Annotated in this window: 11 protein-coding genes; 8 read left to right on the forward strand and 3 right to left on the reverse strand. The window is 71.4% G+C overall.

The genetic code is table 11. From position 1 onward, the window contains the following. Positions 1 to 205: 205 nt before the first annotated feature. Positions 206 to 1,198 carry a TerC family protein gene (locus J116_RS21935; protein WP_028964383.1) on the forward strand — a complete coding sequence of 331 codons (993 nt, stop codon included), beginning with the start codon at positions 206 to 208 and terminating at the stop codon, positions 1,196 to 1,198. A 209-nt stretch (positions 1,199 to 1,407) separates the two neighbouring features. Here the strand turns inward: J116_RS21935 and J116_RS21940 are convergent, their stop codons facing one another. From J116_RS21940 to J116_RS21950, 3 genes are all read right to left on the reverse strand, one after another. Then, positions 1,408 to 2,892: an MFS transporter gene (locus tag J116_RS21940; protein WP_023589232.1), complete on the reverse strand. Its 1,485-nt coding sequence runs from the start codon at positions 2,890 to 2,892 to the stop codon at positions 1,408 to 1,410. A 71-nt stretch (positions 2,893 to 2,963) separates the two neighbouring features. Further along, positions 2,964 to 3,620 (reverse strand): MBL fold metallo-hydrolase, encoded by a 657-nt coding sequence (locus J116_RS21945; RefSeq protein WP_023589233.1) that lies wholly within the window; start codon positions 3,618 to 3,620, stop codon positions 2,964 to 2,966. 9 nt (positions 3,621 to 3,629) lie between these two features. After that, positions 3,630 to 4,319 (reverse strand): maleylpyruvate isomerase family mycothiol-dependent enzyme, encoded by a 690-nt coding sequence (locus J116_RS21950; RefSeq protein WP_028964384.1) that lies wholly within the window; start codon positions 4,317 to 4,319, stop codon positions 3,630 to 3,632. A 196-nt stretch (positions 4,320 to 4,515) separates the two neighbouring features. On the opposite strand from J116_RS21950, the gene uvrA reads away from it, so the two are divergent. The 7 genes from uvrA to gap all read left to right on the forward strand — a co-directional run bounded on the left by uvrA (position 4,516) and on the right by gap (position 14,781). Then, on the forward strand, positions 4,516 to 7,428 hold the full coding sequence (gene uvrA / locus J116_RS21955; RefSeq protein WP_023589235.1) for an excinuclease ABC subunit UvrA: 2,913 nt from the start codon (positions 4,516 to 4,518) through the stop codon (positions 7,426 to 7,428). Between the two features lie 174 nt (positions 7,429 to 7,602). After that, complete coding sequence (locus J116_RS21960; protein WP_023589236.1) at positions 7,603 to 8,031, forward strand: Rieske (2Fe-2S) protein; 429 nt, start codon at positions 7,603 to 7,605, stop codon at positions 8,029 to 8,031. A gap of 468 nt (positions 8,032 to 8,499) precedes the next feature. Next, positions 8,500 to 10,551 carry an excinuclease ABC subunit UvrC gene (gene uvrC, locus J116_RS21965; RefSeq protein ID WP_023589237.1) on the forward strand — a complete coding sequence of 684 codons (2,052 nt, stop codon included), beginning with the start codon at positions 8,500 to 8,502 and terminating at the stop codon, positions 10,549 to 10,551. After that, positions 10,544 to 11,500: an RNase adapter RapZ gene (rapZ, locus tag J116_RS21970; protein ID WP_099048255.1), complete on the forward strand. Its 957-nt coding sequence runs from the start codon at positions 10,544 to 10,546 to the stop codon at positions 11,498 to 11,500. Before uvrC ends, rapZ begins: the two co-directional genes overlap by 8 nt. Further along, positions 11,497 to 12,522, forward strand: coding sequence for a gluconeogenesis factor YvcK family protein (locus tag J116_RS21975; RefSeq protein WP_023589239.1), 1,026 nt, complete (start codon positions 11,497 to 11,499; stop codon positions 12,520 to 12,522). The genes rapZ and J116_RS21975 overlap by 4 nt, the downstream gene beginning before the upstream one ends. Then, entirely contained in the window at positions 12,513 to 13,502 is a 990-nt protein-coding gene (gene whiA / locus J116_RS21980; RefSeq protein ID WP_023589240.1) for a DNA-binding protein WhiA, read from the forward strand. The genes J116_RS21975 and whiA overlap by 10 nt, the downstream gene beginning before the upstream one ends. Positions 13,503 to 13,776: 274 nt before the next feature. Further along, a complete protein-coding gene (gene gap / locus J116_RS21985) occupies positions 13,777 to 14,781 on the forward strand; it encodes a type I glyceraldehyde-3-phosphate dehydrogenase (protein WP_023589241.1) in 1,005 nt (334 codons plus the stop codon). Positions 14,782 to 14,890 lie beyond the last annotated feature (109 nt).

Below are 14,890 nucleotides of genomic sequence, written 5' to 3' on the forward strand. Positions count from 1 at the left end.
TTGGCGCTCCGTGTACGGTTCCTTTACGCGGAGGGGAGTACTCCCACTCATGCGGCGTGCCCGTCAGTACGGACCGGTCGGACGGAGACCGGTCCCAGGGCGCCGGCCCGCACGCACCGTCCGGACCACAGGGGGCGGCGCGCGGGTGGAAGAGACCTCCGGCAGCGACGACGCTGATCAGTAGCCGTACGACGCCGGAGGCGCAGTGGACGTTTCTATGAACCTGTGGGTGGTGACCGTTCTCGGTCTCATCGCCCTGATCGCGGTTGACTTCCTCATCGGGCGCAAGCCCCATGATGTGTCGATCAAGGAAGCCGGAACCTGGACGGTCGTCTGGATCGTCCTCGCCGTGCTGTTCGGCCTGGGCCTGTGGGTCTTCGGCGACAGCAAGTCGGCCGGGGAGTTCTTCGCCGGCTACATCACCGAGAAGTCGCTGAGCGTGGACAACCTCTTCGTCTTCGTCCTGATCATGGCGAAGTTCTCGGTGCCGTCCCACCTCCAGCAGCGGGTGCTGCTGGTCGGTGTGCTCATCGCGCTCGTGCTCCGGGCGATCTTCATCGCCGCAGGTGCCGCGATCATCGCCAGCTTCTCGTGGGTCTTCTACATCTTCGGCGCGTTCCTGATCTACACCGCATGGAAGCTGATCAAGGAGGCGTCCTCCGACGAGCCCGACGAGGAGTACGAGGAGAACCGCCTCCTGAAGTCGATCGAGCAGCGCTTCGGCGTCGCCGACCGCTACCACGGCACGAAGCTGTTTATCCAGGTCGCGGGCAAGCGGGTGCTGACCCCGCTGATGGTGGTCATGCTCGCCATCGGCACCACGGACATCCTGTTCGCGCTGGACTCGATCCCCGCGATCTTCGGCCTGACCCAGGACCCGTACATCGTCTTCACGGCGAACGCCTTCGCCCTGATGGGTCTGCGGCAGCTGTACTTCCTGATCGGCGGCCTGCTCAAGAAGCTGGTCCACCTCAGCTACGGCCTGTCGGTCATCCTCGGCTTCATCGGCGTGAAGCTCGTCCTGCACGCCCTGCACGAGTCCGGGGTGCACGTCCCGGAGATCTCCATCCCGTTCTCTCTGGCCGTCATCTGCGGTGTCCTGGTCATCACCACGATCACCAGCCTCATCGCCTCCCGCCGACAGGCCGCCGCCGAGGGCGAGGGGAACGAGAAGGACAGCAAGCCCGCGAAGGTCTGACGCCCACGGGCGACGACAACGCACAGCACCGGCCGGGTCGCCCCACGACCCGGCCGGTGCTCCGTGCGGCCGGGACACCGCGGCAACTCCCGCCCTCACGCGGCGGCCCGGGGAAGCCCCTGGGCGGCGACCCCGGGACATCTCCGCCTCACGTCGGAGGCCCAGCGGTGCACGCCCTCACACGGGCGATCGGGAGCGCTCCCCGGCCCTCACGCGGCCGCGGGTTCCCCCGCCGGGGCCCGCCGTGGCGCGGCCGTGCCCGGCAGGGTCTCCGGCAGCAGCGCGAAGCAGCCCAGGCTCACCACCGCGATCCCCGCCAGATACGCCGCGACGCCCCACGGCGGTCCGGAACCACCCGCCGCGGCCGTCGCCACCACCGGCGTCAGCGCCCCGCCCAGCACCCCCGCCAGGTTGTACCCCACCGCCGCCCCCGTGCACCGCACCCGCGGCTCGTACAGCTCCGGCAGATACGCGCCGACGACCGCGAACATCGCGATGAACCCCACCAGCGCAACCAGGATCGCCAGGAACATCAGCACCGGCCGCCCTGTGTGCAGCAACCCCACCATCGGGAACATCCACAGCGCGCACACCGCACACCCCGCCAGGCACATCGGCCGCCGTCCGTACCGGTCGCCCAGCACCGCCGCGAACGGCGTCAGAACGCCCTTCACCGCCACCGCCGCCATCACACACCCGAGCATCACCGTACGGCTCACCCCGAGCCGCTCCGTGCCGTACGCCAGCGCCCAGGTGGACACCGCGTAGAACACCGCGTACCCCACGGCCAGCGCCCCCGCCGTCAGCAGCAGCAACCGCCAGTGGTCCCGCACCACCTCCACCAGCGGCGCCCCCGCCCGCCGCCCCGACTCCGCCAGCTCCCGGAACTGCGGCGTCTCCGTCAGGGACGACCGCAGCAGCAGCCCGGCCAGCGCCAGCAGCCCCGCCGCCCAGAACGGCACCCGCCAGCCCCACGACCGGAACGCCGCGTCGCTGAGCCCCGCCGAGAGGGCGAGCATCACCCCGTTCGCCAACAGGAATCCCACCGAAGGCCCCACCTGCGGGAAGCTCGCCCACAGCGCCCGCCGCCGCTCCGGCGCGTGCTCCCCGGCCAGCAGTACCGCCCCGCCCCACTCGCCGCCGAGCCCCAGCCCCTGGAGGAACCGCAGAACCAGCAGCAGCACCGGCGCCGCCGGGCCGATCACCGCGTACGACGGGACGCACCCCACCGCGACCGTCGCCGCGCCCGTCAGCGCCAGCGACACGAACAGGACGGGCCGCCGCCCCCGGCGGTCACCCAGATGGCCGAAGACCACCGCCCCCAGCGGACGCGAGACGAAGCCCACGGCGAAGGTCCCGAACGCGGCGAGGGTGCCCGCCAGCGGCGAGAACGTGGGGAAGAACAGCGGTCCCAGGACCAGCGCGGCGGCGGTCCCGTAGACGTAGAAGTCGTAGAACTCGATGGCCGTCCCGGCGAGGGACGCCGCCGCGAGCCGCCCCGTCGGCGGCCCGCCCGAAGACCGCGCCGAAGGACCGCCCGAAGCCCGGACCTGCCGTCCGCCGCCCGGGCATGTCCCGCCGGTGTCGGCGGACTGTCGCGCGCCGCCATCCGGCGCGTGCGCGCCGCACTCGGGAAGGCGCGTGCCGCTCTCGGGCGGGGGGCTCTCGCTCGCGGAGGTGTGACTGTGACGCATGCCGCGCCAACCGTCCGCGGCCCGCCCCGGTCACGGGGCGCACGGACGCACACGGGGTGTTCCCCGGCGCGTCACCAGCCCCGGGCGCGCCACTCCGGGAGGTGCGGGCGCTCGTCGCCCAGCGTCGTGTCCCGGCCGTGGCCCGGGTACACCCACGTCTCGTCCGGCAGCGCGTCGAACAGCTTGGTCTCCACGTCGTGGAGGAGGCTCGCGAACGCCTTCGGGTCCTTGTGGGTGTTGCCCACGCCGCCGGGGAACAGGCAGTCGCCGGTGAAGACGTGCGGGTGTCCGTGCGGGTCGTCGTAGACGAGCACGATGGACCCCGGTGTGTGGCCGGTCATGTGGCGCGCCGTCAGCTCGACCCGGCCCACGCGGACCGTGTCGCCGTCCTCCATGAGGACGTCCGTCGGCACGTCGATGCCCTCGGCGTCGTACCGGCCGGCGTAGGTGCGGGCCCCGGTGGCCGCGACCACGTCGCTCAGCGCGTACCAGTGGTCGTGGTGGCGGTGGGTGGTGACGACGGCCGTGATGCCGTCGTCACCGATCAGCCGGAGCAGTGTCCGCGGCTCGTTCGCCGCGTCGATCAGCAGCTGCTCACCGGTGGCCCGGCAGCGCAGCAGATACGCGTTGTTGTCCATCGGCCCGACGGCGACCTTCGAGACGATCAGGTCCGTCAGCTCGTGCACGTCCGCGGGTCCGCCGACCTTCACCGCTCCGCTGTACGTCATGAGGCCAGCCTATAGCGGGGGCAGCGCCGGGAGGGCGCCGTCGGAGACCTCCAGGGCGGAGCCGTCGCGGCGGCCCGCGAGCCAGCCCAGCAGGTCGGCGGCGGTGCCCCGGACCGTGACCGGGCCGCCTGCCGCGCCGCCGCCCGTCGTCCACGTCCGGCCGTCCTCGGCGACGACCGTGGTGGCGGGGACGTCCCTGTGGCCGGCGAACCGCTCCGTCAGGAAGTCGATCTCCCGCTCGGTGAACTCCGCCGGCAGGTCCTCCAGCTCGTAGCCGACCCCGAGATCGACGTGGTGCAGCTCCACCTCCACGAGGCGGCGGAAGGGGACGCGGGCGGCCAGGTCGGTCACGCCGTTGCGGAGCTCCACGGTGCGGCCCCAGTCGGCGGGCACCTCGCCCTCCGCCCGGAAGCGGTCGGCGCTGGCCCGCAGGTCGTCGAGCTGGGCCGCGAGCGGGCGGACGGCGTCGCGCTCGATGTCGGCCTCCCGGGCCTCGGCGCTCGGGTACATGGGCAGCCCGCGCAGAACATTCACCAGGGCGTCCGCGTTACGGGAGAGGTGGGCCAGGACGTGGCCGCGGGTCCAGCCGGGGAGCCGGGAGGGCGCGGCGGCGGCCGCTTCGTCCAGGGCGGAGGCCGCGGAGAGCAGCCGGTCGGTCGCCTCGCGTACGGAGGCCAGGTCATGGGCGTGGTCGATCATGCTGCTGACAGTAGCGCCGCCACTCGTTCGGGTGAAGCCGCCCGAGAACGGACGGAAATCGAATGCGCGTGCTATACGCTCGATGGAGGCATCCTTGAAAGTCAGGCAGTCATCCATCTGGCGGCCCCCCTAGGCTGGGGCGGTCGGAGACGGGGGGCTGACCCCCCGCTTCTCTCAAGAAAGGTGCGGACCCGGCGTGGCCGACCGTCTCATCGTCCGTGGCGCGCGCGAGCACAATCTGAAGAACGTCTCGCTCGACCTGCCACGCGACTCCCTCATCGTCTTCACCGGTCTCTCCGGGTCGGGCAAGTCGTCCCTCGCGTTCGACACGATCTTCGCGGAGGGGCAGCGCCGCTACGTCGAGTCGCTGTCGTCGTACGCCCGGCAGTTCCTCGGCCAGATGGACAAGCCGGACGTCGATTTCATCGAGGGGCTCTCCCCGGCGGTCTCCATCGACCAGAAGTCGACCTCGCGCAACCCGCGCTCCACGGTCGGCACGATCACGGAGGTCTACGACTACCTCCGCCTCCTCTTCGCGCGCATCGGCAAGCCCCACTGCCCCGAGTGCCGCCGCCCGATCACCCGCCAGTCCCCGCAGGCCATCGTGGACAAGGTGCTGGAGCTGCCCGAGGGCAGCCGTTTCCAGGTCCTGTCGCCGCTGGTCCGCGAGCGCAAGGGCGAGTTCGTGGACCTCTTCGCGGACCTCCAGACCAAGGGCTACAGCCGGGCCCGGGTGGACGGGCAGACCGTCCAGCTGACCGAGCCGCCCACGCTGAAGAAGCAGGAGAAGCACACGATCGAGGTGGTCGTGGACCGCCTCACGGTCAAGGACAGCGCCAAGCGGCGGCTGACCGACTCCGTGGAGACCGCGCTCGGCCTCTCCGGCGGCATGGTCGTGCTCGACTTCGTGGACCTCCCCGAGGACGACCCCGAGCGCGAGCGGATGTACTCGGAGCACCTGTACTGCCCGTACGACGACTTGTCCTTCGAGGAGCTGGAGCCCCGCTCCTTCTCGTTCAACTCGCCGTTCGGCGCCTGCCCCGACTGCACCGGCATCGGCACGCGCATGGAGGTGGACCCGGAGCTCGTCGTCCCCGACGAGGAGCGCTCCCTGGACGAGGGCGCCATCCACCCCTGGTCGCACGGCCACACCAAGGAGTACTTCGGCCGCCTGATCGGCGGGCTCGCCGACGCGCTCGGCTTCCGCACGGACATCCCGTGGGCCGGGCTGCCGCAGCGCGCCAAGAAGGCCCTGCTGTACGGCCACAAGACCCAGGTCGAGGTGCGGTACCGCAACCGCTACGGCAGGGAGCGGGCGTACACGACCGCCTTCGAGGGCGCCGTCTCCTTCGTCAAGCGCCGCCACAGCGAGGCGGAGAGCGACTCCAGCCGCGAGCGCTTCGAGGGCTACATGCGCGAGGTGCCCTGCCCCACCTGTGAGGGCACGCGCCTCAAGCCGATCGTGCTCGCCGTGACGATCATGGAGAAGTCCATCGCGGAGGTCTCCGCGATGTCGATCAGCGAGTGCGCCGAGTTCCTCGGGCGGCTCAAGCTCAGCGCCCGCGACAAGAAGATCGCCGAGCGGGTGCTCAAGGAGGTCAACGAGCGGCTGAGGTTCCTGGTCGACGTCGGCCTCGACTACCTCTCGCTCAACCGCGCGGCCGGCACCCTCTCCGGCGGCGAGGCCCAGCGCATCCGGCTGGCCACACAGATCGGCTCAGGCCTGGTCGGCGTGCTGTACGTGCTGGACGAGCCGTCCATCGGTCTCCACCAGCGCGACAACCACCGGCTGATCGAGACCCTCGTCCGGCTGCGCGACATGGGCAACACGCTCATCGTCGTGGAGCACGACGAGGACACGATCAAGGTCGCCGACTGGGTGGTGGACATCGGCCCCGGCGCCGGCGAGCACGGCGGCAAGGTCGTCCACTCCGGACCGCTGAAGCAGCTCCTCGAGAACAAGGAGTCGATGACCGGGCAGTACCTGTCCGGCCGGAAGTCCATCCCCGTGCCGGACGTCCGCCGCCCCGTCGACCCGGCCCGGCAGCTGACCGTCCACGGCGCCCGCGAGAACAACCTCCGCGACATCGACGTGTCGTTCCCGCTCGGCGTGCTCACGGCGGTCACCGGCGTCTCCGGCTCCGGAAAGTCCACGCTGGTCAACGACATCCTGTACACCCACCTGGCGCGCGAGCTGAACGGCGCCAGGTCCGTGCCCGGGCGGCACACGCGCGTGGACGGCGACGACCTGGTGGACAAGGTCGTCCACGTGGACCAGTCGCCCATCGGCCGCACCCCCCGCTCGAACCCGGCCACGTACACGGGTGTCTTCGACCACATCCGCAAGCTGTTCGCCGAGACGATGGAGGCGAAGGTCCGCGGCTACATGCCGGGCCGCTTCTCCTTCAACGTCAAGGGCGGCCGCTGCGAGAACTGCTCCGGCGACGGCACCATCAAGATCGAGATGAACTTCCTCCCGGACGTGTACGTGCCGTGCGAGGTCTGCCACGGCGCCCGCTACAACCGGGAGACCCTGGAGGTGCACTACAAGGGCAAGTCCATCGCCGAGGTGCTGGACATGCCCATCGAGGAGGCCCTGGACTTCTTCGAGGCGGTCCCCACCATCTCCCGCCACCTGAAGACGCTCCACGAGGTCGGCCTGGGGTACGTACGGCTGGGCCAGTCCGCGCCGACCCTTTCCGGCGGTGAGGCGCAGCGCGTCAAGCTCGCCAGCGAGCTCCAGAAGCGCTCCACGGGCCGCACGGTCTACGTCCTGGACGAGCCGACGACCGGTCTGCACTTCGAGGACATCGCGAAGCTGATCAAGGTGCTGTCCGACCTGGTGGACAAGGGCAACACCGTGATCGTCATCGAGCACAACCTCGACGTGATCAAGACGGCCGACTGGCTGGTGGACATGGGCCCCGAGGGCGGCAGCGGCGGCGGCCTGGTCGTCGCCGAGGGAACCCCGGAGGCGGTCGCGGGGGTGCCCGCGAGCCACACGGGCAAGTTCCTCCGCGACATCCTCGACCCCAGCCGCATCAGCGACGCGGCCCCCGCCGCGCCCAAGGCCAAGCGCGCCCGCAAGTCCGCCGCCCGCGCCCGCTGACCCCTCCAGGGGGTGACCCGCCCCGCGTGGTCACCCCCTGCGGGGCCGCCCGTCCGAGGCGGGGTCCCGGTGGGTGGGACCCAACGGAAGGGGAGGGGGCTTGCGTCGGTATCGTCGGGTCCGTACCGGTCGTACCGACGCCGGCCTCACGACCTCGCACGCCCAGGAGCGCCCATGCCCGGCCAGCCCGCCACCCGCCGCACCGTGCTGAAAGGCGCCGCCCTCGTCGGCACCGCGGGGCTCGGGGCCGCCGCGTGCTCCACCGAATCCAAGCTCGGCCACGCGCGCACGCCCACCCCGACCGCCCCCGTGGACCTCGGCGCGGCCGACGCCGTGCCGGTCGGCGGGGCCCGGCTCTACCGCGAGCAGCGCCTCCTCGTCCACCGCCCCGCCGAGGGCGAGTACAAGGCGTTCAGCGCGCAGTGCACCCACGCCGGGTGCGTCCTGGACAAGATCGAGGAGAACGAGGGCAACTGCCCCTGCCACGGCAGCCGCTTCGACGTCACCACCGGCAAGTCCCTCAAGGGCCCCGCGACGGTCCCGCTGCCCGAGGTCCCCGTCACCGTCAGGAACGGCAAGCTGATCGCCGGCCCCCAGGCCTGACGGGACCGCTCCGCACACCCGCACCGCCCCACGCCCGCCCTGTCGGACCCGCCGCCCGCGCCAGCCCTTCCGCCCGCGCCGGGCCTGCGGCGCTTCTTCCGGATCAGCTCGCGGACCGGATGAAGCTGCCCGCGATGTGCAAGCGGCGAGGTGGACGGTGGCGGTCTCGTCGTACCGAGTGGCCGTACCGCGCCACCGCGCGAGCCCGGGAGCACCCGGGGCCGACCCGCGCCGTGACACCCGCCACCACGGCCACGTTCCTGACCGCCGCCGCTCCGGGCACCGTCCACCCCGCGTCGAAGCAGAATGCCGCCAGGCCCCACGCAGCCCCGGCGCCTTGCCGGGGACCGTGGCCTCAGCGGCCCGGCGGCGCCCGCGACACCCCCACAGCGCGCGCCGACAGCGCGCCGCAGGGGGCGGCTTCGCGGCCGGGCCGGGGTGTCGGTGGGCGCCAGTAGGGTGTGGGGTATGGCAGACCCCTCCAGCTACCGCCCCAAGCCGGGACAGATCCCCGACTCGCCGGGGGTCTACAAGTTCCGTGACGAGCACGGCCGTGTGATCTACGTCGGCAAGGCCAAGTCCCTGCGCCAGCGCCTCGCCAACTACTTCCAGGACCTCGCGGGCCTCCACCCGCGCACGCGCACCATGGTCACCACGGCCGCCTCCGTGGAGTGGACGGTGGTCTCCACGGAGGTGGAGGCGCTCCAGCTGGAGTACTCCTGGATCAAGGAGTTCGACCCCCGGTTCAACGTCAAGTACCGCGACGACAAGAGCTACCCGTACCTCGCCGTCACCCTCGGCGACGAGTTTCCCCGCGTCCAGGTCATGCGCGGCCACAAGCAGAAGGGCGTGCGCTACTTCGGGCCGTACGCGCACGCCTGGGCCATTCGCGAGACCGTCGACCTGCTCCTGCGCGTCTTCCCGGTCCGCACCTGCACCTCGGGCGTGTTCCGGAACGCCAGCCGCACCGGCCGCCCCTGCCTCCTCGGCTACATCGGCAAGTGCTCGGCGCCCTGCGTCGGCCGGGTCACGCCCGAGGAACACCGCGAACTGGCCGAGGACTTCTGCGCCTTCATGGCCGGCCGGACCGGCACGTACATCCGCCGTCTGGAGAAGGACATGATGGCGGCCGCCGACGAGATGGAGTACGAGCGCGCCGCCCGCCTCCGCGACGACATGGAGGCGCTGCGCCGGGCCATGGAGAAGAACGCCGTGGTCCTCGCCGACGCCACCGACGCCGACCTGATCGCCGTCGCGGAGGACGAGCTGGAGGCCGCCGTCCAGATCTTCCACGTCCGCGGCGGCCGGGTGCGCGGCCAGCGCGGCTGGGTCACCGACAAGGTGGAGGCCGTCGACACGGCAGGCCTGGTCGAGCACGCCCTCCAGCAGCTGTACGGCGAGGAGAGCGGCGACGCCGTGCCCAAGGAGGTCCTCGTCCCCGCACTGCCCGAGGACCTCGACGCGGTCACGCAGTGGCTCAGCGGCCGCCGGGGCTCCCAGGTGTCCCTGCGCATACCGCAGCGCGGCGACAAGAAGGACCTGATGGAGACCGTCGGGCGCAACGCCCAGCAGGCCCTGGTACTCCACAAGACCAAGCGCGCCAGCGACCTCACCACCCGCTCCCGCGCCCTGGAGGAGATCGCCGACGCCCTCGGCCTGGACACGGCCCCGCTGCGCATCGAGTGCTTCGACATCTCCCACCTCCACGGCGAGGACGTCGTCGCGTCCATGGTCGTCTTCGAGGACGGGCTGCCGCGCAAGAGCGAGTACCGCCGCTTCCAGATCAGGGGCCGCGTCGGGGACACGCAGGTGTGGCACGGCCAGGGCCAGGACGACGTCCGCTCCATGCACGAGGTGATCAGCCGCCGATTCCGGCGCTACCTCGCGGAGAAGGAGCGGACGGGGGAGTGGCTCGCCGAGAGCGGCGAGGTGCCCCTCGACGCCGCCGAGTCCGCCCCGGCCGAGGAGAACGGGCGGCCGAAGAAGTTCGCGTACCCGCCCCAGCTCGTCGTGGTCGACGGCGGCAAGCCGCAGGTCGCCGCCGCCCGCCGGGCCCTGGACGAGCTGGGCATCGACGACGTCGCCGTGTGCGGCCTCGCCAAGCGGCTGGAGGAGGTGTGGCTGCCCGACGAGGACGACCCGGTGGTCCTGCCCCGCACGAGCGAGGGCCTGTACCTCCTCCAGCGCGTCCGTGACACGGCTCACGACTTCGCCATCCGCTACCAGCGGGGCAAGCGGGGCAAGCGGCTGCGGACCAGCCCCCTGGACGACGTGCCCGGTCTCGGCGACGCGCGCAAACGGGCCTTGATCAAGCATTTCGGTTCGGTGAAACGCCTCCGGCAGGCGACAATCGAGCAGATCTGCGAGGTCCCCGGCTTCGGCCGCAAGACCGCCGAGACGGTCGCCGTCGCCCTCGCCCAGGCGGCCCCGGCCGCTCCCGCCGTGAACACGGCGACAGGAGAGATCATTGAAGACGACGACGGGGGAACGGCCCATGGACGGGAATCCGGACATGAATGAGCACACCGCGCACGACGACGACCGAGAAGACGGAGCAGCAGACGTGAGTACGGGCACGACGATCGAGGCCGGAGAGGCCGCGGAGGCGGCCATCCCCGAGCTTGTGATCATCTCCGGCATGTCCGGGGCCGGGCGCAGCACCGCCGCGAAGTGCCTGGAGGACCTCGGGTGGTTCGTCGTGGACAACCTGCCGCCCGCCCTGATCCCCACCATGGTCGAGCTCGGCGCCCGCTCGCAGGGGAACGTCGCCCGGATCGCCGTGGTCGTGGACGTCCGCGGCCGGCAGTTCTTCGACAACCTCCGCGAGTCCCTCGCCGACCTCGACGCCAAGGGGGTCACCCGCCGCATCGTCTTCCTGGAGTCGTCCGACGAGGCCCTCGTCCGCCGCTTCGAGTCCGTACGCCGCCCCCACCCCCTCCAGGGGGACGGCCGCATCGTGGACGGCATCGCCGCCGAGCGGGACCTGCTGCGCGAGCTGCGCGGCGACTCCGACCTGGTCATCGACACCTCCAGCCTCAACGTCCACGAGCTGCGCGCCAAGATGGACGCCCAGTTCGCCGGGGACGAGGAGCCCGAGCTGCGGGCCACGGTCATGTCGTTCGGCTACAAGTACGGCCTGCCGGTGGACTCCGACCTGGTGGTGGACTGCCGCTTCCTGCCCAACCCGCACTGGGTGCCCGAGCTGCGCCCCTTCACCGGGCTCAACGAGGAGGTGTCCGGGTACGTCTTCAACCAGCCGGGCGCCAAGGAGTTCCTCGACCGGTACACCGAGCTGCTCCAGCTGATCGCCGCCGGTTACCGCCGTGAGGGCAAGCGCTACGTCACCATCGCCGTCGGCTGCACGGGCGGCAAGCACCGCTCCGTCGCCATGTCCGAGAAGCTCGCCGCCCGGCTCGCCTCGGGAGGGGTCGAGACCGTCGTCGTGCACCGGGACATGGGGCGCGAGTGAGGCGCCCGTACCGGCGGCGCGCGAGCACCCTCACCGCTCGTACGCTGCGCAGACGCGGCGCGCAGCCCAAGGTCGTCGCCCTCGGCGGGGGCATGGGACTGTCCGCGTCCCTCGCCGCCCTGCGCCGGATCACCGGCGACCTGACCGCCGTGGTCACCGTCGCCGACGACGGCGGGTCCAGCGGCCGGCTCCGCGAGGAGCTGGGCGTCCTGCCCCCCGGCGACCTGCGCAAGGCCCTCGCCGCGCTGTGCGGGGACGACGACTGGGGCCAGACGTGGGCGCGGGTCATCCAGCACCGCTTCCAGTCCAAGGGCGACCTGCACGAGCACGCCGTCGGCAATCTGCTGATCGTCGCCCTGTGGGAGCAGCTCGGCGACCATGTGCAGGCGCTCGACCTGGTCGGGCGGTTGCTCGGCGCGCAGGGCAGGGTGCTTCCCATGTCCGCCGTGCCGCTGGAGCTCCAGGCGCTGGTCAGGGGCCACGACCCGGACCGCCCGAACGACGTGGACACGGTGCGGGGCCAGGCGACCGTGGCGCTGACGCCGGGCGAGGTCCAGTCGGTGCACCTGGTGCCGAACGACCCGCCGGCCGTGCCGGAGGCCGTCGCCGCGGTGCTGGACGCCGACTGGGTGGTCCTCGGCCCGGGCTCGTGGTTCTCCTCGGTGATCCCGCACCTTCTGGTGCCGGAACTGCTGGACGCGCTCGTCGAGACGAAGGCCCGCAGGGTGCTGTCGCTGAACCTCGCGCCGCAGCCCGGGGAAACCGCCGGGTTCTCTCCGCAGCGTCATTTGGAGGTTTTGGCCCGACACGCCCCTAAACTCGCCCTGGACGTGGTGCTGGCCGACGAGGCCGCCGTGCCCGACCGCGAGTCGCTGGCGGACGCCGCGAAGCGGCTCGGAGCGGCGGTCGAGCTGGCCCCGGTGGCCCGGAAGGCCGGCCTGCCCAAGCACGACCCGGAGCTGCTGGCCGCCGCGTACGACCGTATTTTTCGGATGCATGGAAGGATCGGCCCATGGCGATGACGGCAGCGGTGAAGGACGAGATCTCCCGGCTCCCCGTCACCCGCACCTGCTGCAGAAAGGCCGAGGTCTCGTCGATCCTGCGATTCGCCGGCGGCCTGCACCTGGTGAGCGGGCGGATCGTGATCGAGGCGGAGCTGGACACGGCGATGGCGGCGCGCCGCCTGAAGCGGGACATCGCGGAGATCTTCGGGCACGGCTCGGAGCTGATCGTCATGGCCCCGGGCGGGCTGCGGCGCGGCTCCCGCTTCGTGGTGCGCGTGGTGGCGGGCGGCGACCAGCTGGCCCGCCAGACCGGCCTGGTGGACGGCCGCGGCCGGCCGATCCGGGGCCTGCCCCCGCAGGTCGTCTCGGGTGCCACCTGTGACGCGGAGGCCGCCTGGCGCGGCGCGTTCCTGGCGCACGGCTCGCTGACCGAGCCCGGCCGGTCCTCGTCCCTGGAGGTCACCTGCCCGGGCCCTGAGGCCGCGCTCGCGCTGGTCGGCGCCGCCCGGCGGCTGTCCATCGCCGCGAAGGCCCGCGAGGTACGGGGCGTGGACCGGGTCGTCGTCCGCGACGGCGACGCGATCGGCGCCCTGCTGACCCGGCTCGGCGCCCACGAGTCCGTACTGGCCTGGGAGGAGCGGCGGATGCGCCGCGAGGTCCGCGCCACGGCCAACCGGCTGGCCAACTTCGACGACGCGAACCTGCGCCGCTCGGCCCGGGCCGCCGTCGCCGCGGGCGCCCGGGTGCAGCGGGCCCTGGAGATCCTCGGCGAGGACGTGCCGGAGCACCTCGCGGCCGCCGGGCGGCTGCGGATGGAGCACAAGCAGGCGTCGCTGGAGGAGCTGGGCGCGCTCGCCGAGCCGCCGCTCACCAAGGACGCCGTCGCGGGCCGAATCCGGCGCCTTCTCGCAATGGCCGACAAGCGTGCACAGGACCTGGGTATTCCGGGCACCGAATCGAATCTGACGGAGGAGATGGCGGACGGCCTCGTCGGCTGATTTCCACCCTCCGCCGCCACCCTTGGCACCACCCCGCACGCGACCCCGCCGAGCCGCTTTTTCCGCAGGCCCGGCGGGTTTGTCGGCTGCACATATGGGCTGGTGGGACGACAAATGATTAACCCGACGGTAGATTTAAAAGCTTCGGGTCTTAACGGTGCGCTGGATGTCACCCCAGCGCCTTGGGAGAGGTAGGGTCGGAGGCGGTCGGGGACATCCCAAATAAAGCTCGCCGGGCGTCGAACCCCGGCGTACCTAACGAGGAGATCGGTTCGTGACGATCCGCGTAGGAATCAACGGCTTCGGCCGCATCGGTCGTAACTACTTCCGTGCGCTGCTGGAGCAGGGTGCGGACATCGAGATCGTGGCTGTCAACGACCTGGGTGACACCGCGACCACCGCGCACCTGCTGAAGTACGACACCATTCTGGGCCGCCTCAAGGCCGAGGTGACCCACACGGCCGACACGATCACCGTGGACGGCCACACCATCAAGGTCCTCTCCGAGCGCAACCCGGCCGACATCCCCTGGGGCGACCTGGGCGTGGACGTCGTCATCGAGTCCACCGGCATCTTCACCAAGAAGGCCGACGCCGAGAAGCACATCGCCGGCGGCGCCAAGAAGGTCCTCATCTCGGCTCCGGCCAAGGACGAGGACATCACCATCGTCATGGGCGTCAACCAGGACAAGTACGACGCGGCCAACCACCACGTCATCTCCAACGCGTCCTGCACCACCAACTGCGTGGCCCCGATGGCCAAGGTCCTCGACGAGAACTTCGGCATCGTCAAGGGCATGATGACCACCGTCCACGCGTACACCAACGACCAGCGCATCCTGGACTTCCCGCACAAGGACCTGCGTCGCGCCCGCGCCGCCGCTGAGAACATCATCCCGACGTCCACCGGTGCCGCCAAGGCCACCGCGCTCGTCCTCCCGCAGCTCAAGGGCAAGCTGGACGGCATCGCCATGCGCGTCCCGGTCCCGACCGGCTCGGTCACCGACCTGGTGCTGGAGCTCGACCGCGAGGTCACCAAGGACGAGGTCAACACCGCCTTCCAGAAGGCCGCCGAGGGCCAGCTGAAGGGCATCCTCGACTACACCGAGGACCCGATCGTCTCCTCCGACATCGTCAACTGGCCGGCGTCCTGCACCTTCGACTCGTCGCTGACGATGGTCCAGGGCAAGCAGGTCAAGGTCGTCGGCTGGTACGACAACGAGTGGGGCTACTCGAACCGTCTGGTGGACCTGACCGTCTTCGTCGGCTCCCGGCTCTGATAAACAGCAGGGCGGGCACCTCGATGTGAGCACGGGGCCCGGGCAGCGCAACGCCGCGCTGTACGGGCCCCGTGGCTTGCCCCGGCCACGAGTTCTCCAAGGAGCACCA

The organism is Streptomyces thermolilacinus SPC6 (assembly GCF_000478605.2).
Classification (GTDB): domain Bacteria; phylum Actinomycetota; class Actinomycetes; order Streptomycetales; family Streptomycetaceae; genus Streptomyces; species Streptomyces thermolilacinus.